The organism is Ruegeria sp. HKCCA0370 (assembly GCF_013033705.1).
In the GTDB taxonomy this organism is placed as follows: domain Bacteria; phylum Pseudomonadota; class Alphaproteobacteria; order Rhodobacterales; family Rhodobacteraceae; genus Ruegeria.
The window spans coordinates 328,189-353,364 of record NZ_WQEP01000004.1; the positions used below are offsets into that span (position 1 = coordinate 328,189).

The following is a 25,176-nucleotide window of genomic DNA, read 5'->3' on the forward strand; positions in this document are numbered from 1 at the left end:
CCGTCGTCGACGTCCGGACCGGTGTTATGCCCTTGCGGGCCGTTTGTGGGGTTAGCCCCCGATCCGCGCACCGCTTCCAGCTTCGAAGAGGTGACAGATATCCGTCGGCACCGAGAACGAGACCGTTTCGCCAATCTCGGCGCGGAATGCTTTGTCTGCTTTCACCGAAACCAGAGCTCCGCCGACCCGAACCGAGATCATGGTCGCGTCGCCCAGCAGTTCCAGCGTATAGATCGGAGCGGTGATCTGACCTTTGCCATCGGCAAGGCTGGCATCTTCGGCCCTGAAACCCAGTGTCATTGGGCCATCCGGTGCATCCACCGCAATTTCGACATGTTCGGCGCGGAAAATTCCGCCCGCCACTTCGCCATCCATCAAATTCATGGCGGGTGAACCGATGAAGCTGGCGACGAACGTATTCGCGGGACGGTCATAAATTTCTGTCGGGCTTCCGACCTGCTGAACCACGCCCTGTTTCATCACGACGACGCGGTCTGCAAGGGTCATGGCCTCGATCTGGTCGTGGGTGACGTAAATGGTGGTGACAGCCAGCTCATGGCTCAGGTTCTTGATCTGGGCCCGAGTGGAAACCCGCAGCTTGGCGTCCAGATTGGACAACGGCTCGTCCATCAGGAACACGTTGGGTTCGCGCACGATGGCACGTGCAAGTGCCACACGCTGTCTCTGACCACCCGACAACTCGGCTGGCTTGCGATGCAGGAAATCGTCCAGTTCAACCATGGCGCTGGCGCGGCGCACCTTTTCGTCGTGTGTTGCCGGGTCGATACCACGCACTTTCAGCGGAAAGCGGATGTTCTCGTAGACGTTCATGTTGGGATACAGAGCGTAGCTCTGGAACACCATCGCCACGTCACGGTCTTTGGGTTCCAGATCATTGACCACGTTGCCGTCGACAAGGATTTCGCCCTCCGTCACGTCTTCGAGGCCGGCGATCATGCGCATTGTGGTTGTCTTGCCGCAGCCTGACGGGCCGAGCAGCACCAGAAACTCACGATCTGCAATCGTCAGGTCGAAATTGTGAACCCCAACGAATGAGCCCCATCGCTTGCCGACATTCCGCAATTGAATTTCCGCCATGGTGCCCCCTGCAAGGAATCGTTTTGCATACGTTTGCAAAACTGTAATTCGCATGTATCAAATCAGGCAAGACTTTTTTGCATACGTATGCAAAAATAACGGAGAAATCCGACTCAACCTGGCTTCGCGCCGCTCGCAAAACTTTGACTACAATGGTAAATACCGTGAACTTTCAGACAGAAAAAAAACTGGTCTCTGCGTTTCACACCGCATTGGAATCCGCCACAGTGACGGAAACTCCGAAGGTGATGAGCCAATTCTGCGCTTCGGATTCGAGGTGGCGCGGCTTTCATCCGTTCAACGAAATCAACGGCGCCGAACAGGTTGCCCGGAAATTCTGGCAGCCGCTGAAGGGCAGCCTTGCTCATTTGCAGAACCGAGTGGATATTCTGTTTGCGGGGCAAAACTCGTTGCGGAAAGAAACCGACGTTTGGGTTGTCGCCATGGGCCATCTGGTGGGGCTGTTCGACCGACCGTGGTTGGGTATTCGCCCGACCGGCAAGATGGCGTTCCTGCGATATTGCGCGTTCTACAAAGTGGCTGGTGGCAGAATTGTCGAAACAGCGATGTATTTCGACATCCCGCACTTGATGGTCCAGGCTGGCCAGAATCCGTTCCCCCCGCAGACCGCGGCACATCTGGTTCAGCCCGGACCAAGGACCCATGATGGTTTGCTGCTTGATGAGCAGCCCGCAGACGAAGGCGAAAAAACGCTGGCGGTCATCAACGCGATGATCGCGGATCTGGGCCGTTGGGACAGCGGACTGTCGCTGGAAGAAGAATTGGCGCGCACGTGGCACCAGGACATGATCTGGTGGGGCCCCGAAGGAATTGGCGCGACCTACACGATCGAACGCTATGCCAGACAACACTCTGGCCCGTTTCGCGCCGCCTTCACGGACCGGTCAAAGACCAATCACGCCTGCCGTCTGGCCGAAGGGCATTACGGTGGCTTCTTTGGATGGCCCAACTTCACTGCCACGCCCACAGGGGGGTTCATGGGGATGCCGGCCACCGGAAAACCCGGTGAATTCAGGGTGATCGATATCTATCGCCGCGTCGAAGACAAGCTGGCCGAAAACTGGATCTTCATCGACTTGCTGCATTTCTGGAAAGGGCAGGGTGTGGATATTCTGGCGCGCACCACCGGGATTGAAGCATCATGAGGATAGATGCGCATCACCACCTGTGGGACCTTTCGGCCGTGCACTACCCCTGGCTTATGGAGAAAGGTATCGTTCGATTTTTCGGCGATCCGTCTTCCATCCAGCGGGACTATTTGCTCCCGGAATTTCGCGCAGACGCCGAAGCCATGGGGTTCGGCGCTTCGGTTCACATTCAGGTCGGCGCCGCTGAACCCTGGGCCGAGGCGCAGTGGGTACAATCCGTTGCCGACCAGTTCCCTGACTGGCCGCTGGTGCAGGTGGCATTCTGCGATCTGACCTCGGATGATCTGGATGCACAGCTCGACCGTCTTCAAACCCTGCCTTCGGTGCGTGGCGTTCGTCAGATTATTGGCCGCGCTCCGGGTGAAGACGCCTCAACTGGCACGAACGCGATACTTGAAGACCCAAAGTTCTTGACGGGTCTGAAGCAACTGGGCGCGCGTGGTCTTTCCTTTGATCTTCAACTGCTGCCAGAGCTGATGAGTCAAACCGCGAATGTCCTTGCACAGGCCCCGGAGACCCGGATCGCTCTTTGCCACGCAGGTTCGCCATACGACCGGACCCCGCAAGGGTTGCGACGGTGGGCAGATGAATTGACGGCTTTGTCAAACCTGCCACATGTCTTTTGCAAACTCTCCGGCCTGGGAATGTTCGACCACAACTGGCATGCTGAAAGCGTCTCGCCGATCGTTTCAACCTGCCTGTCGCAATTTGGCGCCGATCGCTGCATGTTCGGATCGAATTTCCCGGTCGACAGCCTTACCTCGACCTACAACGAAACCGTTTCCCGGCATGAGACGCTCATCCCGGGGGCGATGCTGGACGACGTCTTTCGCGGCACGTCAGAACGTTTCTATCGCATTGAATAGCGACGGAAACGACAAACCGGACTCCCTGCACCGGTTTTCTGAGACGGCTTGGCAATCCCGGCGCGCCGGCTCAGAGGCTGACCGGCGGGCCCGCAGGTTCATGTCACCTGTTTCCTTTGATCATCCATCCCCATCGAACACAGAATCGGGCTGTTTCTTTGGCGAGACTGGAATGTCGACTTGTCCGACAGTCTGGACCAATTGGTCAGGATCAGGCTTTGCGCGACGGCACCGCCCAGCGTGGTGCCGGGACCGGTCACAATGAACAGATCCGGTGCGAACTCATGCGCGGCCTGTGCGATGGCATGGGTGAAATCATAAGTCTCGGTCACCTGATGACCCAACGTGTAATCCCAAAGCGCATTCGGGTCGCAAGCTCCGGGCCACCATATCCGGCCACGACCGTCGATCAGGGGCAGGTCCGGTTGTCGAAACAGGCCAGCGCTCAGTTGCGTGCGGCCCTGCGCCGAGACCGGAGCCTGAAGATGCGAATGGAACCCGGCATGGTTGGCCAATCGCATGGGAAAACGTTCCTGAACCACCGGTACGGCCTTTTCGAACGCGGCCAAACCGGCGTCGTCACCTGCAAGCACCAACATGCCGCCCAGATCAATCGACAGGGTCAGCGTTGCATCGGTTCGGTCAATGTCATCCACCAAGGCCAGCAGCTCTGCCTTGCGGGTCTGGTCAGGATGCCAGTCGGACTCCATGAAAGGATAGATCAATTGTCCACCGATCATGTTTTCCTGCATCAGAGTGCCCATGGTGTTGACCACCTCGAAGCCTCCTTCGGCGGACAGCGCGCCGCCGCAGGCCAGCGCCGAATACCAGCCCATCGAATTTCCCGTCACCGCAACCACTTCGATTTTGTCAGGATTGATGGCGCGGAAATCGCCCAAAGTCGCGGCATAGATCAAAGCAGATGCATTGTCGCCGCGCGTGTGCCTGGCAATGGAATATCGGGCGGCACCGTCCAGTTCGCTGAGCGTGTCTTGCCCCTGCGCGCGCCGCATGTCATCAAAGCGTCGCAACAGGGCCTTGTCGCTGAATTGCAGGCCCAAGACACCCAGTTCTGGTTTGTTGTAAGTACCGCGGCCAGGACAGATGACGACGGCAGTCTGTTTGGCGGAACTCATGTGCCGGCCTCCATCATGGATCGCGCAGCGGCTTCGATGCTGTCCTTCGATGGCATGGTCGCAGCATAGGCCGGGCCTGTTGCGATAAAGCTGTCTTCTGCGGTGATGCGGGCCAGCGGCACATCGCATGTTTCATGAAAATGCGCCATCAGAGCTTCGGCCACGCCGCCGTGGTGGCGGGTTTCGTCGACGATCAGGATGCGTTTGGCCCCGGTCACGGCCTGTGTCAGTGCCGCTTTGGGCAAAGGGGACAACCAGCGCATATCGATGATCCGTGTCTTGATCCCGTCGGCCAGCAAGGCCGCGCGCGCCTGATGGCTGAGATAGACGCCGTTTCCAAAGGTGACGATGGCCAGATCGTCGCCGTCACCATCCACGCCCACCTCGCCGAAGCCGATCTTTTCAGAAGGGTCGGGATAGGTTTGCATCCAGCCGCCGTCTCCGGCCTCGTGCAGGTCCCGCATCGGGTAGAGGGCGATGGGTTCGAGGAAAACGACCAGCCGCTGTTCTTCACGCGCCAGGCGCACGCATTCACGCAGCATCCGCGCGGCGTCGGCACCGTTCGACGGGCAGGCCAGGATCAGGCCCGGAATGTCGCGCAATACAGCGACCGAGTTGTCATTGTGGAAATGTCCTCCAAACCCTTTTTGATACCCCAGTCCGGCAATGCGCACGACCATCGGGTTGGTGTATTGACCATTCGAGAAAAAGGGCAGGGTGGCGGCCTCACCTCGCAGCTGATCCTCGGCATTGTGAAGATAGGCCAGAAACTGGATTTCCGGTATTGGCGTGAACCCGTTCTGGGCCATGCCGATCGCCAGGCCCAGGATCGACTGTTCGTCCAGCAACGTGTCGATCATCCGGTCAGGGCCAAACCGTGTTTGCAGCTTTTGGGTCACGCCGTAAACGCCGCCCTTGCGCCCGACATCTTCGCCCATCATGACGATCTCGCCGTGTTCCAGCATCAGATCGGTCAGTGCCCAGTTGATCAATCGCGACATGATCTGCGGTTCGGAATGGGCCTTGAGATCGCCGCCGAACACCTCGGCCCGACGCTCGGGTGTTGGGCCATTGGTCGGCGCGCAGGGGCGTGCGGGCGGGATCAGGCTGGCCATCACCTCTTTTGCGTTTTGCAGGCGAGGGCGCGTGATGGCCTGTTCGGCCACGCGGGCGACCCGGGCGCAGGTATCATTGTAGACGCTCAGCGCCTGTTCCGGGCTCATCGCGCCGAACTGATCCAACAGGCGCACGGAATGCAGCAGCGGGTCGTTGGCTTCTTCGGCCTCAACCTCGGCTTTTGGCATATAGGTGGTTGGCATATCGGCCCCGGCGTGACCGTACAGGCGAACAGTCCGAACATGCAGGAAAGCAGGTTTCCTGCGGCTGCGCACATAGTCCGCCGCCTGTTGCGCAACGCGATAGGTGTCGAACAGATCCAACCCGTCGCACGAGAAATACTTCAGGCCCGGACGGTTGGTGAATGTGGCCGCGATCCAGCCTTTCGGCGTTTTGGTCGAGATACCGATACCGTTGTCTTCGCAGCAGAACAGAAGGGGCAGAGGCACAGATTGAAAGGACGTCCACTGCGCCGTGTTGAACGCGCCCTGTGCGGTGGAGTGGTTGGCCGAGGCATCCCCGAACGAGCAATAGACGATGGCATCCTCGGGCATGTCTGCATGTTCAGGGCGATGACGCCGTGCAGCGGCGACGGCATATGCCGCGCCGACCGCCTTCGGCAGATGGCTGGCGATGGTCGAGGTCTGCGGCGGAATGCACAGCGCTTTCGATCCCAGAACCTTGTGACGCCCGCCACTGATCGGATCCTCGGAAGACGAGGCAAAGGACAGCAGAATATCCCATGTCGGGCTTTGGCCCGGCACCTGATCCGCCCGGGCAATCTGAAAGGCCGCATCGCGGTAGTGCAGAAAGGCCGGATCGGTCGGGCGCAGGGCCGCGGCAACGGCCGCCATGCCCTCATGTCCGGATGACCCGATCGTATAGAACCCCTGGCCCGCCTTCTGCATCGCGCGGCTTTGCCGGTCCAGCGCGCGGCTCAGGCATTGCGCCCTGTAAAGCGCGACGGCTTGATGACCGCTCAGCGGCCCGGCCGGTGCGGACCCTTCGGGAAAGTCCCGCGCCGCAACACGGCGCAGGAAATTGTCATGCACGATTGCGGCGCGATCCATGTCAGATGTCCTTAGGCGAAGGCTTGCAGACCTGTCTGCGCACGGCCCAGGATCAGGGCATGCACATCATGGGTGCCTTCATAGGTGTTGACGGTTTCAAGGTTCACCATGTGGCGGATCACGTGGAAGTCCTGACTGATCCCGTTGCCACCATGCATGTCGCGGGCATGGCGGGCGATCTCAAGGGCCTTGCCGCAATTGTTCCGTTTGATCAGGCTGACCATCTCGGGCGCGGCGCGGGCTTCGTCCATCAGGCGACCCACGCGCAGCGCGGCTTGCAGGCCCAGCGTGATTTCGGTCTGCATGTTGGCAAGCTTCAGCTGGAACAGTTGTGTCTGCGCCAGTGGACGGCCGAACTGTTTGCGGTCAAGCCCATATTGCCGGGCCGCGTGCCAGCACGCCTCGGCGGCGCCCATCGACCCCCAGGCAATGCCGTAACGCGCACGGTTCAGACAGCCGAACGGGCCTTTCAAACCTTCGACATTGGGCAGCAGGGCGTCCTCGCCGACCTCGACATTGTTCATCACGATCTCACCGGTGATCGAGGCGCGCAAGGACAGCTTGCCTTCGATCTTGGGGGCCGACAGTCCTGCCGTTCCCTTGTCCAGGACAAAGCCCTTGATCTTGCCGCCATGCGCTTCGGATTTGGCCCAAACGACGAACACATCGGCGATCGGGGCGTTCGAGATCCACATTTTCGACCCGTTCAGCACATAGCCGCCCTCGGTTTTCTTCGCGACAGTCTTCATCGAGCCGGGGTCCGAACCGGCATCGGGTTCCGTCAGCCCGAAGCAGCCGATAAATTCGCCGGTTGCCAGTTTGGGCAGGTATTTCTGGCGCTGCTCTTCGGTGCCGTAAGCGTAGATCGGATACATCACCAGGCTGGACTGCACCGACATCATCGAACGATAGCCGCTGTCCACACGCTCGACCTCGCGCGCGACCAGACCATAGGTCACATAGCTGGACCCAATGCCGCCGTATTCCTCGGGAATGGTTGTTCCCAGCAAACCCATCTCACCCATCTCGCGAAAGATGGCCGGGTCGGTTTCTTCATTGGCAAACGCGGCAGTTACCCGAGACAGCAGCTTGTCCTGCGCGTAGGCATGTGCGGCATCACGAACCATGCGTTCGTCTTCGGCCAGTTGGTCTTCCAGCAGGAACGGATCGTCCCAGGTGAAGGGGCCAAGGTGCGGGGCGGATTGAGGTTTCATGCAAGTTTCCTTTCCACAGCGGTTTTAAGACGCGCAAGGCCCGCTGCAATTGTATCTTCAGCATATGCGAATGACAGGCGAAGATGGCCCGGCATCCCAAAGGCGCGGCCGGGCACCAGGGCAACGCCGGCATCTTCCAGCAACCACGTGCAGAATTCCGCGTCGCTGTCAAATGGTCCGCCTTGTTCCTTCAACAGGCCAGTGCAGGACGGAAAGGCGTAAAACGCCCCGTCCGGGGTGGAACAGCGCAGCCCGGGTACTGCGTTCAACCCGTCGACGACCAGATCGCGGCGCGCGGCAAAGAGGGCGCGACGCTCCTCCAGCAACTCGGGGTCGCAAGTGATGGCGGCCAGCGACGCCCATTGCGAGATCGAGCATGCCCCCGATGTGACCTGACCCTGAACAGCGACCATGGCGCTTATCAGATCGGACGGTCCGATCCCCCAGCCGATGCGCCATCCGGTCATCGACCACGCCTTGGCCGCACCGTTGACGATCAGCATGCGATGGGTCAGCGCCGGGGCGGCTTCGGCCGCGGACGTGAAAGGTGCAAAGCTGAGATGGCGATAAATCTCATCGGCCAGAACCCAGACCTGCGAGTGACGCTCCAGCACTTTTGCCAGCCCCGCAAGTTCTTCCTTCGAGTAAATCGCGCCCGACGGGTTCGAGGGTGAATTCAGCATCAGCCAGCGCGTGCGCGGTGTGATGGCGGCCTGCAATTGTTCAGGCAGCAGTTTGAAGCCCTGCTCCATCGGGCAGGGCAGAACAACCGGCACCCCACCTGCCATCCGGACAATATCGGAATAGCTGGTCCAATAGGGGGCGGGCATGATGACCTCGTCGCCGGGGTTAAGGCTGGCCAGCATCGCATTTGCGATCACCTGTTTCGCGCCTGTCGATACGATGACCTGAGCCATCTCGGCACCTGCCTGTCGGGCAATTTCCGTGCGCAGTTCAGGCACACCCGCAGTGGGCGGGTACCTGGTTTTGCTCTCCAGTGCCGCTGAATGCGCAGCTTCGACCACATGGGGCGGCGTCGGCAGGTCCGGTTCGCCGGTTGACAGCGCCAGAATATCACGCCCTTGGGTGCGCAGGCGGGCGGCGGCCTCTGAGATCTGGACGATTTCCGACAATTCGATACCGTTCAACCGGTCAGCGCGCTGGAACACCATGAACCTTCCTCTGCAAACAGGTTCGGTTTTAGCCACAAAGTCACTTGAGAAAAATACGCCAATGAGTATCTTTTCAGTGACTAAAACTCATGAGTTCCATGCCCCGGATCAACTCACTGCCATCGCTGGCCCTTATGCGCAGTTTCGAAGCCGCCGCGCGCCATGAAAGCTATACCATGGCGGCCGAAGAGCTTGGCGTGACGCAAAGCGCGATCAGCCGCCAGGTCCGAGAGCTTGAGGCCGCGATTGGCGTTACGCTGTTTCGGCGGGTTGGACGCGCAGTGCGCCTTTCCAAAGCGGGGCGGGCCTTGCGGGACGAGCTGGCAGGTGATCTTGAACGTCTAAGTGGTACGATCAACCGTGCGATTGCAGCCGGAGACGGTGCGTCGCTTTTGACCCTGGCCGTCCTGCCCACCTTTGCGACACGGTGGTTGGTGCCGCGCCTGCCGGATTTCAAAACGCGTCATCCCGGGATCGAACTGGATCTGCACTCTTACACGACGCCTTTCAGCCTTGAAGAACGACGTATGGATCTGGCCATCCATTTCGGGCAGGAGGATTGGCCGGGCGCGCAATTGCGCAGGTTGTTCCCCGAGCATCTGGTGGTCACGGCAGCACCCGCGCTGCTGAGACGTCACAGGCTGGACACCCGCGCGCAAACCTTTGAGCTGCCGCTTTTGCATCTGACCTCGCGCCCCGAGCTGTGGTCTACCTATCACTCTCAGATCGGGCTGGATCCGGGAGCGGTTTTTCCGGGGATGCGGTTTGATCAGTTTTCGATGCTGATCGAGGCCGCCGTCGTCGGTTTGGGTGCCGCCATTCTGCCCTCGTATTTGATTGAAGAAGAGCTGGCGTCCGGCGTTCTGACCAAAATCGGCCAGATCGCCAACACGTCGAACAGCGCCTATTACATCGCGACGCCAACAGGTCAGAAGAACGACGCCGTTCAAGTTTTTGCAAACTGGATCAGCAAGCAGACGCGGGCACGCGCGTAACTGGTCAAATACAGAAGATCGAACTCATTGCCCGCAGGCACATCTCAGGCGAAAATCTGTTTGAGCCAGGTTTCAAACATCTGTTTGGCGGCAGAGTTCGCGTTCGATCTCTGGCCATCGACAAGGAAATGGCTCTGTTCGATTGGAATGGCGTCCCCGACTATCGCGATGGACCTTCCGGCCTTGATTGCGGTTCTGGCAAAGCGCTCAAGGATTACCGCGTATCCTCCACCTTCCGCCACGATGTCCACGGCGGCAATTGTCGTGTCCACCGTGAAGGAAGACGCCGCAGGAGAATATTCTGTGCCAAAAGCGGAAAAATACCGGTGCCACATGTCCTGAAATCCCAAAATCTGTATCTGGGGTTTGACCAGCAGTTCTTCCGTCGAAGGCCATTTCCGATCTCGTGATCCGGCTGCAACCGGTACGATACGTTCGTCCGAGATCTTGCTGAACGGCCCGTCGTTCCATTCCCCGTTTCCCAAACGCAGCTCGACATCGACGTTTTCCCTGCCCGCGGATTCTGCCCAGATATTTGAAACCAACCTGATCGATACACCCGGGTGTGCGCGTGAAAACTCGGGCAATCTGCCGGCAAGGAACAAGCTGGCCGTGGAAATCGGCGCGCGCACGACCAGCTCGTGCTTGTGACTGGAGCCAAACAGGCTTGCGGTTGACAGGTCGATATCGCCCAAGGCACGCCGAACTGAAAACGCATACGCCTGCCCGACCTCTGTCAGGCTGAGGTTGCGCGCGGCACGAAAGAACAAAGGGCAGCCCAGCTGTGCTTCCAATGAGCGGACGTGCAGGCTCAAGGCCGTCTGTGTGATGCCAAGCTCTTCTGCCGCAGCAGTAAAGCTCATATGCCGTGCGGCACAGTCAAAAGACCGCAGCCAGACCAGATTGGGCGATTTTGACATTTCCAGCACCAAAAAATTTTATGGATACTGGCGATATTTATTCGTTTTACATGCTGCATTCAACGCCCGTAGATTTCATCAGGGAAAAACAGCGCTGGTCCTCTGATTGGCCACCGGAAAGGGAACGCAGGTATGAAAGTTGGATTTATCGGCCTTGGAAATGTCGGCGGGAAACTCAGTGGCAGTTTGCTGCGCAATGGCGTTGATTTGACCGTACATGATCTGAACTCTGACCTGGTGTCAGGTTTCGTCGACCGCGGGGCAAAGGCTGCCGAGAATCCGGCACAACTGATGCGGGATTGTGATGCGGTGATCACCTGCCTGCCTTCTCCGGCGGCTTCGGACGCTGTGATGCAGGACATGCTGCCCGAAGTGACCGCGGGCAAAATCTGGATGGAGATGTCCACCACGGATGAAGCAGAGGTCAAGCGTCTGGGTGCGATGGTGAAGGAACGCGGTGGCGCTGCCGTCGATTGTCCGGTCTCGGGGGGGTGTCATCGGGCGGATACCGGCAACATTTCGATTTTTGCCGGATGTGATCGCGCCACGTTCGAACGTATTCTGCCCTTTCTGACCACGATGGGGCGTCGCATCCTTCATACCGGTGAGCTGGGATCTGCTTCGGTGTTGAAGGTGCTGACCAACTATCTGGCCACTGCAAACCTGATCACCTGTTCAGAGGCGCTTGTGGTCGCCAAGGCCGCCGGAATGGATTTGAATACGGCGTATGAGGCAATGAAGATCAGTTCGGGAACATCCTTCGTGCATGAAACCGAAAGTCAGGTCATCCTCAACGGATCTCGCGATATCTCGTTCACGATGGACCTGGTGTTGAAGGATATCGGCCTGTTTCAGGAGGTGGCGGATCGCGCCGGGGTGCCGCTGGAGATCAATCCGCTGATGATCGAGATTTTCAAGGACGGGATCGAGAAATACGGCCCTCGTGAGTTTTCCCCCAACATCATCCGCCGGCTCGAAGACAAAACCGGGCTGGATATTCGCGCGCCGGGGTTCCCATCGGAAATGCTGGACGACGAACCCGAAGAGCCCGGGTACGAAGTGATCCCGCAAGGATCTGACCTGAAGGCCGCCGAATAGGGCGGTGCGCGGCGTGCAGGAAATGGATCTACAGCATGGCGGATCATCATTCTTGCGCCGTTACATTCGCCGACATGGGGGGATCCTGCACCACGCCTGAAGCAAATCGGCTGAAAAGTCTGGCCGTTTTTCATGCCGCCGTTGCTGAGGGGAACGGTTCGCTTTCCGCTGCCGGTGTCCGCAAGAAACCGGATGGGCGGGGCAGGTTGCGCAAGGCGCTCGATAACCACCGCCCGTTCCACGAATAGGTCACATCATGTATCGCCGGCCATCACGCAAATATCCTTACGAGCCGCCTCCGGCCTGGTCCTGAAAAAGGCGACTTTATTCAGGAAAGGACAATCACGTGACGACCCAAGACGCGAACCCTCAGGACATCACCAAAGCAAGCCCCGAGCCCGGCCCCATGAGCCGCGAATGGCATTGGCACCCGGACTTGCCGGTGAAATACGCCCCGTACTGGAACTGGCCGCCGAAAATCGGCGTCCTGGCGAAATGGGTTTGGCAGAACTGGCTTCAGTTCTCGGACCGCTCGATCTTTCTGGCCTTGGCCTTCCTTGTGGCCTTCTGGGTACAACCCGTCGATGCCGGGCAGGCCTCGTTTGCCCCGGGCTGGATGTCATGGGTATTCATTCGGAACTGGGTGCTGCTGTTGATCGTCGCCGGTGGTCTGCACATGTGGTTCTACGGCGTTGACGGGCAGGGAAAGCTGCTGAAATACGACCCACGGCCTTACATGAAGCGCAAAAACGCTTTGTACAAGTTCGGCTATCAGACCTGGGACAACATCTACCATTCGATGGTCTTTGGCGCGACATTCCTTTCGATGCTGGAGTGCTTTCTACGCTGGATGTACGCCAACGACTATATCGCCACGCTCAGCTTCGCGGCGCATCCGGTCTGGTTCGTGCTGCTGTTTCCGATCCTGGCGATCTGGCAGAGCTTTCATTTCTACGTGGTGCATCTGTTTCTGCACCAGCCATTCATCTACAGACATGTTCACGCCGTGCATCATCGCAACGTCAACACCGGCCCATGGTCGGGCATGTCGATGCATCCGGTCGAGGCTTTGGGGTACCTCAGTGCCATCCTGATCGTGCTGGTACTGCCCAGCAACCCGGTGCACATGATCTTTCTGGGGTATTGGCTGATGTTGGGTGCCGCCTCGTCTCATTCCGGGTACGAGGCCATCTGGGCGCGCGACCGTCAGGCGTTGTTGATCGGGGCGTTTTTCCACCAATTGCATCACCGGTATTACGAATGCAATTACGGCAACGCGGAAATGCCCTGGGACAAGTGGTTCGGAACCTATCATGATGGCTCGGAAGAGGCCACGAAACGGACTCGCAACCGCAAACGTGACATGCACGCCAAACAGAGCGGCAGGCAACGCGACGCGCGCGCAGATGGCGCTGCCTCGGTCGATCGTTTGTCTTGCCCGACGACGCTTGACTGAACCGACCCCGTTGGCGAAATCCTGACCCTGAACGAAACTGGGCGCGCGGGGCCGGATGGCATTTCCTTCGAGCCCGATTATACTGGGCAAATGAAAGATACCGCTCCAGACTGGTTTGAAACCTGTGTCAGCCGGCTGACCACGACAAGCACCCAGCGGGTGTGGTCTGTTCTGGTCACGATTTTCGGCGATCTGGCGCAGGATGGATCAGATCAGATCAGCGGATCACTCATCACCGCGCTTACGCGTCTGGCGGGGATCAGGGCCGAGGCCACGCGTGTTGCGTTGCATCGGTTGCGCAAGGAAGGCTGGATTGAAAGCACGCGGGTTGGTCGGAACAGTGTGCACAGGCTGACCAGCTTTGGCCGCCGTCAAAGCGTTGCAGCCGCACAGCGTATCTATTCCCGCGACCCGAACATGCCGGATATCTGGCATGTCCTCATCGCCAGCAACTCGGAAAGTTCCCGAAAGGAATTGTCGGACCTGATGCTGACAGGGGATTACTTCTCGCTGAATGCGTCCACGGCCATGGCGCCCGGGCCGATGCCGGATGATCTTGAGGAGCTTCTGGGTTTCGAGAGCGTCACGATGTCCGTCCCGAACTGGCTTCGCGACCTGTGCGGGCCGGAGCCGTTGAAAACCGCCTATGATCAGTTCTGGGATGCCATTCAGGTTGTTGAGCGGCTTTTGCCCGCAGAGGGGGCGGGCGATCCGATGCGATCGGCGGTTCTGCGCGTACTGGTGGTGCATGCCTGGCGACGTATCGTTCTGCGCCACCCAAGCCTGCCACCGGTTTTCCTGCCGGACGACTGGAAAGGCGCCGCATGCAGAGAAGCTGTCTCGCACTTGTTGGACAGGCTGCCGCGCCCCTCGCTATCGAGCTTGGAAGCCGAGCTGATGGACTGACCCACAGCGGGGCAAAGTTCGGGCGAGCTGCTGGATGTCCTGCCATTGTTAAGAAGGGCTGCGTCGTCTTTTTTGCAGTCAAGAAAACCTCTTTGGTCAGCAGTCACCTTTAATGTTACAAGATGTGCGATACATGAGAAGATTGAGTAACATAAGACTTGCATCGAATCAGGGGAAGATTTATTAACCGACCAGACGGTTGATATTGTTCCGTGGGAACAGGAGTACTCTAAGATGGACGCTTTCATTTGTGACGCGACGCGCACTCCGATCGGACGCTACGGAGGAGCGCTTTCGTCGGTCCGCACAGATGATCTGGCTGCTCTGCCGTTGGCGGCATTGAAGGCGCGCAACCCTCAGGTCGACTGGGCCAGTGTTGACGACGTGATCTATGGCGATGCCAATCAGGCGGGCGAGAGCAACCGAAACGTTGCGCGTATGGCGGCGCTGTTGGCGGGTTTGCCGATTGACGTTCCGGGAACGACGGTGAACCGTCTGTGTGCCAGCGGCATGGACGCCGTGGGAATGGCGGCGCGCGGCATCAAGGCGGGCGACTATGATTTGGTCATTGCGGGTGGCGTGGAAAGCATGTCACGCGCGCCGTTCGTGATGCCCAAGGCAAGTTCGGCGTTCACTCGCAGCAACGCGGTTTACGACACCACGATCGGATGGCGTTTCGTGAACCCGAAGATGAAGCAGGCATACGGCGTCGACTCCATGCCGCAAACGGCCGACAATGTCGCCGAAGATTATGGTATCAGCCGGGAAGACCAGGATGCCTTTGCCGCGCGCAGCCAGTCCCGCTGGGCCGCCGCGCATGCCGCTGGGGTGTTCAAGGATGAAATCACCCCGGTTTCGGTTCCCCAGCGCAAGGGCGATCCGATTGTCGTTGATACGGACGAGCACCCGCGCCCGGGAACTACGGCAGAAAAACTCGCGGGTCTGAAAGGTGTGAACGGGCCCGACAAAACCGTGACGGCGGGAAATGCGTCCGGTGTGAATGATGGAGCGGCGGCGATCCTGATGGCGAATGAGGCCACGGCAGCCCAGAACGGTCTGACCCCGATGGCCCGTGTGGTTGGCATGTCGGTTGCGGGTGTTGCGCCACGTGTGATGGGCATCGGCCCGGTGCCGGCCAGCCGCAAGGTGTTGGCCCGGGCAGGGCTGAGCGTGGATCAGATGGACGTGATCGAACTGAACGAGGCGTTTGCGTCTCAGGGCCTTGCCACCTTGCGCGAGCTGGGTCTTCCCGACGATGCGCCCCACGTGAACCCCAACGGTGGCGCAATAGCGCTGGGCCATCCCCTTGGCATGAGCGGTGCGCGTCTTGTGCTGACCGCGGCCTATCAATTGAAACGTACCGGCGGGCGCTATGCCCTGTGCACCATGTGTGTGGGTGTCGGGCAGGGTGCGGCCCTTATACTTGAACGCGTGTAACGGAGGAGACGGGACATGTATGCTCAGATGGTAGAATCCGAAGCGTCGAATGAAGATCCTGACAAGCTTGCTGAATTCCAGGCGCGGATCGACGCGGATATCAAGATCGAGCCAAAGGACTGGATGCCGCACGGGTATCGGAAGACGCTGATCCGTCAGATTGGACAGCACGCTCATTCCGAGATTGTGGGCCAATTGCCCGAAGGCAACTGGATCACGCGCGCGCCGACGCTGGAGCGGAAGGCGATCCTTCTCGCCAAGGTGCAGGACGAGGCCGGGCACGGTCTTTACCTGTATTGTGCCGCCGAAACGTTGGGCGTCAGCCGCGATGAACTGACCGAGATGCTGCTGGATGGCCGCATGAAATACTCGTCGATCTTCAATTACCCGACCTTGAACTGGGCCGATATCGGTGCCGTCGGGTGGCTGGTTGATGGGGCGGCGATCATGAACCAGGTGCCGCTGCAAAGAACGTCCTACGGGCCGTATTCGCGCGCGATGATCCGCATCTGCAAGGAAGAAAGCTTTCACCAGCGTCAGGGTTACGATGCCATTCGCAAAATGGCCGAAGGTACGCCCGAGCAACGCAAGATGGCGCAGGATGCGATGAACCGCTTCTGGTACCCGTCACTGATGATGTTCGGCCCCTCCGACAAGGACTCGGTGCATTCGGCCCAGTCGATGGCGTGGAAGATCAAGATCAACACCAATGATGAGCTGCGCCAGAAATTCGTCGACCAGACCGTGCCGCAGGCTGAATATCTGGGTCTGACAATCCCTGATCCGGATCTGAAGTGGAACGAAGAGCGGGGGCATTACGACTTTACCGAACCCGACTGGTCGGAATTCTTTGACGTGATCAAGGGCAACGGCCCGTGCAACGTGGATCGGCTGGCCGCGCGCAACAAGGCATGGGACGACGGCAAGTGGGTCCGTGACGGGCTGCTGGCCCACGCCCGCAAGAAACAGGCCGGCAATCTGGCTGCTGAATAAGCTTACCCTGAGGAGGATACCCGATGAATACCGAATGGCCCCTGTGGGAAATCTTCATCCGCGGTCAGCATGGGATGAGCCACCGACATGTCGGTTCGCTACATGCCCCTGACGCGGAAATGGCAATCAAGAACGCGCGCGATGTCTACACCCGCCGCAACGAAGGCGTCTCGATCTGGGTGGTCGAAGCCAACAACATCTCGGCGTCGTCGCCCAGCGACAAAGGCCCGCTGTACGAACCGAGCCAAAGCAAAGTTTACCGCCACCCGACTTTCTTCGACATTCCCGATGAAGTGGGGGCAATGTGATGACCCGGGACGAGGCATTTCTGCAATTCCTGCTGCGGATGGGGGACAACACCCTGATCCTCGGCCATCGTGTCAGTGAGTGGTGCGGCCATGCGCCGGTTCTGGAAGAAGACATAGCGCTGGCCAACACTGCGCTGGACCTGATTGGTCAGACCCAGATGTGGCTGGGCCTTGCCGGAGAGGCGGATGGTGGCAAAAGCGCCGACGATCTGGCCTTCCTGCGCGACGCCTGGGATTTCCGCAACGTGTTGCTGGTCGAGGTGCCGAACGGCGATTTCGGCCGTACGCTGATGCGTCAATTCCTGTTCGATGCGTGGCACTCGATCATGCTGGGGCGCCTGATGGCTTCCTCGGACGAGCGGGTCGCGGCAATCGCCGCCAAGGCCAGCAAGGAAGTGACCTACCATCTGGAACGTTCGGGCGACACGGTTGTCGGGCTTGGCGACGGAACCGAGGAAAGCCATGTACGGATGCAGGACGCACTGGATTACCTGTGGCCCTATGTGGGCGAGATGTTTGCCAGCGACGAGGTGGACGCCCAGATGGTCGCCGGAGGTATCGCTCCGAATCCGGCGGATTTGCGAGAGGAATACGACGCTCTGGTTGAGCGTGTCCTCAATCAGGCAACTCTGACCATTCCGGAAAGCCGTTTTGCCCATAAAGGCGGCCGCGACGGGCGCATGCATACCGAACATCTGGGCCATCTGCTGACGCAGATGCAATGGCTGCAACGCGCCTATCCCGGAGCAAAGTGGTAAAAGCGGATGCGGGTCTCGACTGACCAGATATGGAGCTGGCTGGATGCCGTGCCCGATCCCGAAATCCCGGTGATCTCCGTCGTGGATTTGGGCATTGTGCGCGATGTGCGCTGGGACGCTGACACGCTGGTCGTAACCGTCACGCCAACGTATTCCGGTTGCCCGGCGACATCCATCATCAGTATGGATATCGAAACCGCCCTGCGCGATCACGGCATCGGGGATCTGCGCATAGAAACCAGCATTTCACCCGCCTGGACCACCGATTGGCTCAGCGAAAAAGGCCGCGCCAAGCTGGAAGACTATGGAATTGCGCCGCCGCAACCCGCGGGCGGCCCGGATCGCTGTCCCCATTGCGGCAGTAAATCAGTCGAAAAGGTCAGCCAATTCGGCTCGACCCCGTGCAAGGCCCATTGGCGCTGCGCGGACTGTCTGGAACCCTTTGACTATTTCAAGTGCATCTGAGGAGGAGCACCGGATGGCACGTTTTCACGACCTGAAAGTCACCGACATCCACAAAACCATCCGCGATGCGGTTGTCGTTACGCTTGAACCCGTTAACGGCGCAGCGGAACAGTTCGACTTCGCCGCCGGCCAGTACCTGACTTTCCGGCGCAAATTCGACGGTGAAGAACTGCGCCGTTCCTACTCCATCTGTGCCGGCAAGGATGACGGTGTTCTTCAGGTTGGCATAAAACGTGTCGAGGGTGGCGCATTCTCAAGCTGGGCAAATGAGGACCTCAACATAGGTGACGTCGTGCAGGCGATGCCGCCAATGGGCAATTTTCACGTGCCCATCGATGCGGATGCGGAAAAACAATACGTTGGCTTCGCCGGCGGATCGGGGATCACGCCTGTTCTGTCGATCCTCAAAACTACGTTGGCCCGCGAACCCAAATCCCGATTTACGCTGATCTATGCCAACAAGGGCATCAACACGATCATGTTCCGTGAGGAACTGGAGGATCTGAAGAACCTCTATATGGGCCGGCTGAACGTCATCCACATTCTGGAAACCGACGCGCAGGAGATTGACCTGTTTACCGGTCTGGTAACGCAGGAAAAATGCCGTGAGCTTTTCAAGCACTGGATCGATGTCAAGAATACAGACACCGCATTCATCTGTGGCCCAGAGCCGATGATGCTGGGTATTGCCGCCGCTCTGCGGGAACACGGACTTGAGGACAGCCAGATCAAATTCGAACTCTTCGCCAGCGCCCAGCCGGGTCGGGCCAGGCGCACGGCAGACGCGGCCGACGCAGGCACGCAGGCAAACCAGACCAGTGCTTCGATCACACTCGACGGCGCGACGCAGACCGTCACCTTGCCGAAGGATCAGTCCATTCTGGATGCCGCCCTGGAAAATGCCATGGACGCGCCTTACGCCTGCAAGGCCGGGGTCTGTTCAACCTGCCGCTGCCGTGTTCTTGAGGGCGAAGTCGAGATGCTCGCCAATCACGCGCTGGAAGATTACGAGGTCGAAAAAGGTTACGTGCTGAGTTGTCAGGCTTACCCGGTGACCGACCGCGTGGTCGTGGACTACGACCAGTAAAGGGAGAGGATCAATGACCGACGCCATGACACTTGACAGCTATCTGGCCGCAGGCGGAGTGCTGACCAATCCGACCAACGTACCGCCGCGTTACCGCGCCGAGCTGATGAAACTTATGGCTACGTTTGTAGACAGCGAACTCGCAGGTGCCGCAGGGTTTGCTGATGTCATCAACAAGGGCCCCGGCATAAAGGAACGCATCGCGGCGGCGAAGATCGTGTTGGAAAAGACGGACCATGCGGACAGGGTTCTGAAAATCATGGGTGAGTTCGGCGCCGACACGGATCGTTATGCCACGCATCACCCGTGGACTGCCCGGTTGGATCGAAAAGCGGATATCGGCGCGACCCGCAGCGAACATGACATGCGGCTTGCGGTGTTCAATTATCCGATTTCCGGTTGGACTGATGCCGTCGCCATGAACCTGCTGATGAGCCGTGCCGTGGCAGAGCAACTGGCGGAGTTCTCGACCGTCTCTTACCAGCCACTGGCCGAGGCTTTCCGGCAGATCGCACCGATCGAGGCGCATCACGGCGAACTGGCGTTGGAAGGCGCTGTGAAGCTGGTTGAAAACGGAGCGTCGCAAGACATGCAAGACGCTGTGGACTATTGGTGGCCACGCGTAGCAGTGTCTTTCGGGAGGGATGACCCGAACCGATTTGAGCATCTGAGATCACTTGGTTTGCGCCATAGCACCAACGCTGCCCTTCGGGAACGTTGGGCTCGGTCAGCGGACGAAGCTCTGAAACAGTTGGGTTTGAAATCACCCTCATAGTGCCACGATGCATCCAATTTCAAGGTACTTCAGGGTACACGTCCTAGAAAACAGAGCGGTGACACGCGTGATCCTTTCTGGTTGACTGACGAGCAGGAGGCCAGGCTCGCCCCCTTCTTAGCAGGGTCGCGTGCCACGCCTCGGGCTGATGACAAACGGGTATTAAGCGGGACTATCTTCATCAATCGCAATGGTTCGCGGTGGCGCGACACTCCCAAAAAAACAGAGCGTACAACTCGCTTTACAGCCGGAGAAAGCGTTGGTGCGAGAAAGGTATCTTCGCCCGAATGTTGGCCGGCCTTGTTGCCGGGCAGGGCGAGAAGAAGAAGACTGTGATGATCCCTCTCGTGACATCATTGGCGTGCTACCCTGTTGGGCAATAGGCGCGACCTGTTCCAGGATCTTCCAATCAGCGATCGCACCCGCAGCAACCGTCGTTTACTGGTTAGGAATCGCGACCCCAGAGCCTGTTTTGAAGTTCATGGTTTTCTTTTCGTCGGTCGCTCCATTCTGATAGTTCTGTTTACATTTGCGCATCACCTTGCATACGATCCGGTTGAATTCTTTCGATTGTTCTAACGCAAAGGTTTGATGCCATGGCAGAAACGCTGGACCTGCATAAGTTCGAGAACCTAAGTCCTTTCCAGATCAAAGACGAACTCATAAAGCTGGCGCAGAGAGAGTCGCGCCAAATGGCGCTGCCATATTTGAACGCAGGGCGCGGCAACCCGAATTGGATCGCTACCAAGGCACGAGAGGCGTTCTTCCTTTTGGGTCAGTTCGCGATGACCGAAGCACAGCGACATCGCAATGAACCACAAGTTGGACTAGCCGGTATGCCACAAGGGCCGGGATGTTACGAACGGCTCAAGGCATACTGCGCCGACACGTCGGAAAAAAACGGTCCTCCAGGCGCAGATACTTTGGTGGCCGTGGTGGACTTTGCGATTGAAAAATTTGGTTTCACAGCAGACGATTTCGTACTCGAATTGACCGACGGTATCATTGGCGACCACTACCCGATGCCGGACAGGTGCTTGGAACACAATGAGGCGATCGTCCACGAATACGTGATGTGGGCAATGTGCGCAGGCCATCGGCCCGACGCAAAGTTCGATATCTACGCAGTAGAGGGCGGAACTGCTGCAATGTGCTATATTTTCAAGGCGCTCAAGAACCAGCGGTTGCTTAATGCAGGCGACACAATTGCATTGGGCACGCCGATCTTCACGCCTTATCTGGAGATGCCAGTGCTTGAAGATTACGGGTTGAATACTGTGGATGTGTCTTCTGCTGAAGAAGATCATTTTCAACTTAACGACAACGATTTTGAACTGTTGGCCGATCCCAAAGTCAAAGCGCTGTTCTTGGTCAACCCAGGGAATCCATCCTCTGTCGCGATCAGCCCCGAAGTCATGACCCGACTCGTGGACTTCGTAAAGACCCGCCGTCCTGACCTGATCATATTGACAGATGATGTCTACGGCACCTTCGTACCTGACTTTCAATCGGTGATGGGGCATCTTCCTGAAAATACGATCGGGGTTTACTCCTACTCGAAGTATTTCGGTTGCACGGGCTGGCGTCTGGGCGCAATTCTGGTGGCCGAGAACAACATCTTCGACAAGATGATTGCTGAGGCACCGGACGAGACCAAAGCTGTGGTGAACGCCCGGTATGAATCGCTGACACCCGACCCGTCGTCGTTCAAGTTCATTGACCGGATCGTCGCCGACAGCCGGGATGTCGCACTAAATCACACTGCGGGTTTGTCGGTGCCACAACAAGTGATGATGACATTATTCTCGCTTGTCGAGTTGATGGACCAAGAGAAAGTTTATCAGAAGTTCTGTTGGGGTATCTTGAAGCACCGTTTTGATGAACTGGTCGACGGATTGGGCGTTGAAGTCGCCGACAACCCGTTGTTCGACAAGTATTATGGCATCATAGATTTCGAGTTCTGGCTGCGGAAATACGTCGGCGAAGATGTGGTCGAATGGATCAAGGAAAACGTTCACCCGTTGGATATCTCGTTCAAACTGGCGCAGGACCACGGAATCGTGCTGTTGAACGGGTCCGGTTTTGATGCGCCCAACTGGTCTGCACGCGTGTCTTTCGCCAATTTGGACGACAGCGCCTATCGCCAGATCGGTCGCGCTGTACGGGCTGTGGCCGTTGGATATGTGCAGGCTTATCGCGCGTCAAAAGGATTGCCGTTGCACGGTTAAAAACATGGCCGCTGAGGACGCAGGCGACCCAAACTATCAGCCTGTCTTCTCAGCGGGTCATGTCCTAGCCGCATGCCACATAGTCGCGATCGAAAGTTGAGGTAATTCTGAAGCGACTTACGGTACGAACGCCACAACGAGCGGGCCCCAGAGCGTCAAAAAGATATTTGCAACCGCATAGGTCATGGTGAACGCTGGCGTGGGGGTGGAGTTCCCTGCCTTTTCAAGCAACGTGGCAAACCCCGGGTTCCCGGACCGGGACCCGGTAACAACCGCGCAGGCTTCGACCGGGTTTTTGATGCGCAAGACATAGTAGTTAATAGGGAATTGAACAATCATTGGCATCATTGTGACCAGGACTCCCAACAGAAGCAGGGTAACGCCGTACTGTTGAATTGCTTCCAGAGCAGGTTTACCGGCATTCAAACCAACAACCCCGACGAATACCGCCAATCCGAAACTCTGCAGAAAATTTGCTGCCCCATGGTTGATCCCGCCGATCTTTGGTCGGCGAATACGCAAATACCCGATTATCAACCCTGTCACGAGGCACCCAAGGCCCGAGCCGAGCGACACTTTGGTTCCAGCGATCACGAAGCTGATTTCGCCAATCAAATAGCCAATTGCCACACCAATCCCCAGCGCGATGAAATTTGTGGCCGAAGCCAATGGCGGTACGTATCCCGCCTCTTTTGCCGCTCGGTTCAAGTCGTCTTTGTGGCCGACGATGCAGATCTCATCGCCTGCATGAATTTCGGTATTTTGCAACACCGGCACTTCGTGACCCATTCGGGTAATTTTTGAGATGTGAACGCCGCGTCGTTGATCGGCTGTCAGGGCTTCGCGCAATTCGGCAAGAGTTTTACCTGTCAGTTTCCGATTAGTGACAACAACATTTCGACGTTCTTCCACCACCGTCAATTCAGGTGGGTACTCACCAATTTCTCCGCTTGCACTACCTTCGAACCGGGTCAGGGTTGTAACAAGCCCCGATACAACGATGACGTCTCCTGGGCTGATAATCATGTCCGGTTTCGGATCTAACGGGGCACCTTCATGCAGAATTTTCTCGACGATCAGGTCGCCGTCGTAAGTGTTTTCGATGGATTTAACTGACTTTCCTGCGATCGAGGCGTCAGAACCTACCTGATAGGCACGGGCGTTAAAGCGGTTCATTGGGAGGAACTCGCCTTCTTCCAGTTTGCGGCCACCTCCGCTGAGTTTTTGGGCCAGCTTAATCGCCTCTTTACGCAGATCCACGCGCATTATAATTGGAATGACACTCACCGCCAAAATTGGCCCGATCGAGCCGAAGATGTAAGTGACTGAATATCCCACGGCGATGTTGGTTTTGAGCTTTTCCGCTTCGTCAGCGGCCAGCCCAAGCAGGTCGATGGCATTTCCAGCGGTACCAATGATTGCGGATTGCGTAAGCCCTCCTGCAGCCAGCCCAGCGGCCAACCCTTTGTCCAACCCAGCCAAACGGGCGACGACCACCACAAAGAAAAGTCCCCAGACAGTCATCATAAATGCAGCCAGTAACTTGGTAAGTGCGGTTCGGTTCAGAGCTGCAAAAAATTGAGGGCCACCATTATAGCCGACCATAAAAATGAAGAGAGAGAAGAAAATATTCTGGACATCGGTGCTTAGGTTAATGCCCCCGATTTGACCTACAAGAACGGCCACCAAAAGGGTTCCGGCGATGCCACCAAGTTCGAACTTGCCGACCCTGAACTTTCCAACGCCATAACCTAAGCCCAGACAAAGAAACAGCGCCATAATCGGGAAGGTACGAAGCTGCTCAGAAATCAATTCCATTTTGAAATCTCCTGCGTCTCTCTTCAGGGTCGTTCCGATCAAGATACAGTGACTAACTATATTGAAAACAAAAAAACAATGTGACTGACGTAGCGCGAGGATTTAAGAGCACAGCGCTTCGCATCTCTATTCCGGCGGAAAGGTTTCGAAAAAGAGCTAATGTACATGGGCGAAGATTCCCAGTCAGTGGATGACGGTTTCTTTGAGTGCGGTCGCTGATTGGAAGACCCCGGATCAACGGTGATGGCGGGTTGCCGCACGCCTCCAATTCTTAAGCCCGCCAAACATAGTCTCGATGCAGTTGCGGCGCTTGTCTTCCTTGACCTGGCATCACGGCCACGTTCCCCAAGCAGCCAATCCACAGTTGGGATGCTACTGAGCAGAGCCCGGGCGTCGATGCAATCACTGTCGCTCCCGGCGGTCACGAACAGGTTGAGCGGGCGACCCTGGCCATCGCAGGCGGGCATCAGCTTGGTATTCATGCCGCCCTTGGTGCGCCCGATCAGGCGGCCACGCCCCCCTTTTTTCGGCCATACTGGTCTCGGTGCCGTGTGCGATGAGATAAGTCGCGTCCATTGCCCGGCAGGGGATCGAGGTCTTCCTTTCGCCGTGCCCGGCAACCAGCTCGGCCAACATTCAGGCGAAGTTACCTTTCTTGCACCAATGCTTCCACCGGCTGTTAAGCGTCTTGTGAGCTCTGTATTCCTTGGGAGTATCGCGCCACCGCGAAACATTGCAGTTGATGAAGATAATCCCGCGTAACACCGGTTTGTCATCAACCCGAGGCTTGCCGTGCGACTTCACGAAGAAGGGGGCATGCCTACCGATCTGCGCGCCGGTCAACCAGAAAAAATAACGCGTGTTACCGCTTCGTTTTTCAAGCCGTGAACCGTGCCGCGCAGTGAATACGGATGCTTCATGGCATCATATATGAAGTAGCTGCCGATTTTTTCGGTCTGGGAGTTGATCCGCCCTGTTGAGCAGCCTCATCTGACTGGTCCAAATTGATTGTTGGTGCATTGTCGGCCTGCGATCCATTGGTATGATGGTTTCGGGCGCTGGCGGGCGATAGCCCAGTGCACTGTGGGGCC

Annotated in this window: 22 protein-coding genes and 2 pseudogenes; 16 read left to right on the plus strand and 8 right to left on the minus strand. The window is 58.0% G+C overall.

Going from position 1 to position 25,176, the window contains the following annotated elements:
• Positions 1-51: 51 nt before the first annotated feature.
• Positions 52-1,098, minus strand: coding sequence for an ABC transporter ATP-binding protein (locus GOW31_RS11765; RefSeq protein WP_152460110.1), 1,047 nt, complete (start codon positions 1,096-1,098; stop codon positions 52-54).
• Between the two features lie 164 nt (positions 1,099-1,262).
• Here GOW31_RS11765 and GOW31_RS11770 point away from each other — a divergent pair, with 164 nt between their 5' ends.
• Entirely contained in the window at positions 1,263-2,264 is a 1,002-nt protein-coding gene (locus tag GOW31_RS11770; RefSeq protein WP_371813752.1) for an ester cyclase, read from the plus strand.
• Positions 2,261-3,133, plus strand: coding sequence for an amidohydrolase (locus GOW31_RS11775; RefSeq protein WP_171170241.1), 873 nt, complete (start codon positions 2,261-2,263; stop codon positions 3,131-3,133). The genes GOW31_RS11770 and GOW31_RS11775 overlap by 4 nt, the downstream gene beginning before the upstream one ends.
• Before the next feature lie 98 nt (positions 3,134-3,231).
• On the opposite strand, the gene GOW31_RS11780 is transcribed toward GOW31_RS11775, so the two are convergent.
• Genes GOW31_RS11780 through GOW31_RS11795 form a run of 4 tightly spaced genes read right to left on the minus strand, consistent with a single transcriptional unit; the run spans position 3,232 to position 8,841 of the window.
• A complete protein-coding gene (locus GOW31_RS11780) occupies positions 3,232-4,269 on the minus strand; it encodes an ACP S-malonyltransferase (protein ID WP_171170243.1) in 1,038 nt (345 codons plus the stop codon).
• A complete protein-coding gene (locus tag GOW31_RS11785) occupies positions 4,266-6,455 on the minus strand; it encodes a thiamine pyrophosphate-dependent enzyme (protein ID WP_171170245.1) in 2,190 nt (729 codons plus the stop codon). Before GOW31_RS11785 ends, GOW31_RS11780 begins: the two co-directional genes overlap by 4 nt.
• Before the next feature lie 11 nt (positions 6,456-6,466).
• Positions 6,467-7,669 (minus strand): acyl-CoA dehydrogenase, encoded by a 1,203-nt coding sequence (locus GOW31_RS11790; RefSeq protein WP_171170247.1) that lies wholly within the window; start codon positions 7,667-7,669, stop codon positions 6,467-6,469.
• A complete protein-coding gene (locus GOW31_RS11795; protein ID WP_171170249.1) occupies positions 7,666-8,841 on the minus strand; it encodes a pyridoxal phosphate-dependent aminotransferase in 1,176 nt (391 codons plus the stop codon). The genes GOW31_RS11790 and GOW31_RS11795 overlap by 4 nt, the downstream gene beginning before the upstream one ends.
• Positions 8,842-8,930: 89 nt before the next feature.
• Between GOW31_RS11795 and GOW31_RS11800 the strand changes: the two genes are divergently transcribed.
• Positions 8,931-9,836 carry a LysR family transcriptional regulator gene (locus GOW31_RS11800; RefSeq protein ID WP_254441698.1) on the plus strand — a complete coding sequence of 302 codons (906 nt, stop codon included), beginning with the start codon at positions 8,931-8,933 and terminating at the stop codon, positions 9,834-9,836.
• A 44-nt stretch (positions 9,837-9,880) separates the two neighbouring features.
• On the opposite strand, the gene GOW31_RS11805 is transcribed toward GOW31_RS11800, so the two are convergent.
• Positions 9,881-10,756, minus strand: a complete 876-nt coding sequence (locus GOW31_RS11805) for a LysR family transcriptional regulator (protein WP_171170251.1) — start codon at positions 10,754-10,756, stop codon at positions 9,881-9,883.
• Positions 10,757-10,888: 132 nt separating this feature from the next.
• Here GOW31_RS11805 and GOW31_RS11810 point away from each other — a divergent pair, with 132 nt between their 5' ends.
• From GOW31_RS11810 to GOW31_RS11865, 13 genes and pseudogenes are all read left to right on the plus strand, one after another.
• Positions 10,889-11,854 carry an NAD(P)-dependent oxidoreductase gene (locus GOW31_RS11810; RefSeq protein WP_171170253.1) on the plus strand — a complete coding sequence of 322 codons (966 nt, stop codon included), beginning with the start codon at positions 10,889-10,891 and terminating at the stop codon, positions 11,852-11,854.
• Between the two features lie 35 nt (positions 11,855-11,889).
• A complete protein-coding gene (locus GOW31_RS11815) occupies positions 11,890-12,102 on the plus strand; it encodes a hypothetical protein (RefSeq protein WP_171170255.1) in 213 nt (70 codons plus the stop codon).
• 98 nt (positions 12,103-12,200) lie between these two features.
• Entirely contained in the window at positions 12,201-13,310 is a 1,110-nt protein-coding gene (locus GOW31_RS22275; protein WP_171170257.1) for a sterol desaturase family protein, read from the plus strand.
• A gap of 90 nt (positions 13,311-13,400) precedes the next feature.
• On the plus strand, positions 13,401-14,216 hold the full coding sequence (locus tag GOW31_RS11825) for a PaaX family transcriptional regulator C-terminal domain-containing protein (protein ID WP_171170259.1): 816 nt from the start codon (positions 13,401-13,403) through the stop codon (positions 14,214-14,216).
• Positions 14,217-14,450: 234 nt separating this feature from the next.
• The gene (gene pcaF, locus GOW31_RS11830) at positions 14,451-15,653 is read left to right on the plus strand and encodes a 3-oxoadipyl-CoA thiolase (RefSeq protein WP_171170262.1); all 1,203 of its coding nucleotides are present in this window, start codon (positions 14,451-14,453) and stop codon (positions 15,651-15,653) included.
• Between the two features lie 15 nt (positions 15,654-15,668).
• Positions 15,669-16,646 carry a 1,2-phenylacetyl-CoA epoxidase subunit PaaA gene (gene paaA / locus GOW31_RS11835; RefSeq protein WP_171118422.1) on the plus strand — a complete coding sequence of 326 codons (978 nt, stop codon included), beginning with the start codon at positions 15,669-15,671 and terminating at the stop codon, positions 16,644-16,646.
• A gap of 23 nt (positions 16,647-16,669) precedes the next feature.
• Positions 16,670-16,954, plus strand: a complete 285-nt coding sequence (gene paaB / locus GOW31_RS11840; RefSeq protein WP_171118424.1) for a 1,2-phenylacetyl-CoA epoxidase subunit PaaB — start codon at positions 16,670-16,672, stop codon at positions 16,952-16,954.
• The gene (gene paaC, locus GOW31_RS11845; RefSeq protein WP_171170263.1) at positions 16,954-17,712 is read left to right on the plus strand and encodes a 1,2-phenylacetyl-CoA epoxidase subunit PaaC; all 759 of its coding nucleotides are present in this window, start codon (positions 16,954-16,956) and stop codon (positions 17,710-17,712) included. The genes paaB and paaC overlap by 1 nt, the downstream gene beginning before the upstream one ends.
• A 6-nt stretch (positions 17,713-17,718) precedes the next feature.
• The gene (gene paaD / locus GOW31_RS11850; RefSeq protein ID WP_171170265.1) at positions 17,719-18,177 is read left to right on the plus strand and encodes a 1,2-phenylacetyl-CoA epoxidase subunit PaaD; all 459 of its coding nucleotides are present in this window, start codon (positions 17,719-17,721) and stop codon (positions 18,175-18,177) included.
• 13 nt (positions 18,178-18,190) lie between these two features.
• Positions 18,191-19,264 carry a 2Fe-2S iron-sulfur cluster-binding protein gene (locus GOW31_RS11855; protein ID WP_171170267.1) on the plus strand — a complete coding sequence of 358 codons (1,074 nt, stop codon included), beginning with the start codon at positions 18,191-18,193 and terminating at the stop codon, positions 19,262-19,264.
• 13 nt (positions 19,265-19,277) lie between these two features.
• Positions 19,278-20,039 (plus strand): Phenylacetic acid catabolic protein, encoded by a 762-nt coding sequence (locus GOW31_RS11860; RefSeq protein WP_171170269.1) that lies wholly within the window; start codon positions 19,278-19,280, stop codon positions 20,037-20,039.
• A gap of 81 nt (positions 20,040-20,120) precedes the next feature.
• Positions 20,121-20,380, plus strand: a pseudogene (locus GOW31_RS22060) (transposase); the annotation flags it as partial.
• 255 nt (positions 20,381-20,635) lie between these two features.
• The gene (locus GOW31_RS11865; protein ID WP_171170271.1) at positions 20,636-22,267 is read left to right on the plus strand and encodes a bifunctional aspartate transaminase/aspartate 4-decarboxylase; all 1,632 of its coding nucleotides are present in this window, start codon (positions 20,636-20,638) and stop codon (positions 22,265-22,267) included.
• 117 nt (positions 22,268-22,384) lie between these two features.
• On the opposite strand, the gene aspT is transcribed toward GOW31_RS11865, so the two are convergent.
• On the minus strand, positions 22,385-24,085 hold the full coding sequence (gene aspT / locus GOW31_RS11870) for an aspartate-alanine antiporter (protein ID WP_152460130.1): 1,701 nt from the start codon (positions 24,083-24,085) through the stop codon (positions 22,385-22,387).
• A gap of 234 nt (positions 24,086-24,319) precedes the next feature.
• Positions 24,320-24,928 (minus strand): annotated as a pseudogene (locus GOW31_RS11875) (transposase).
• Positions 24,929-25,176: the final 248 nt, after the last annotated feature.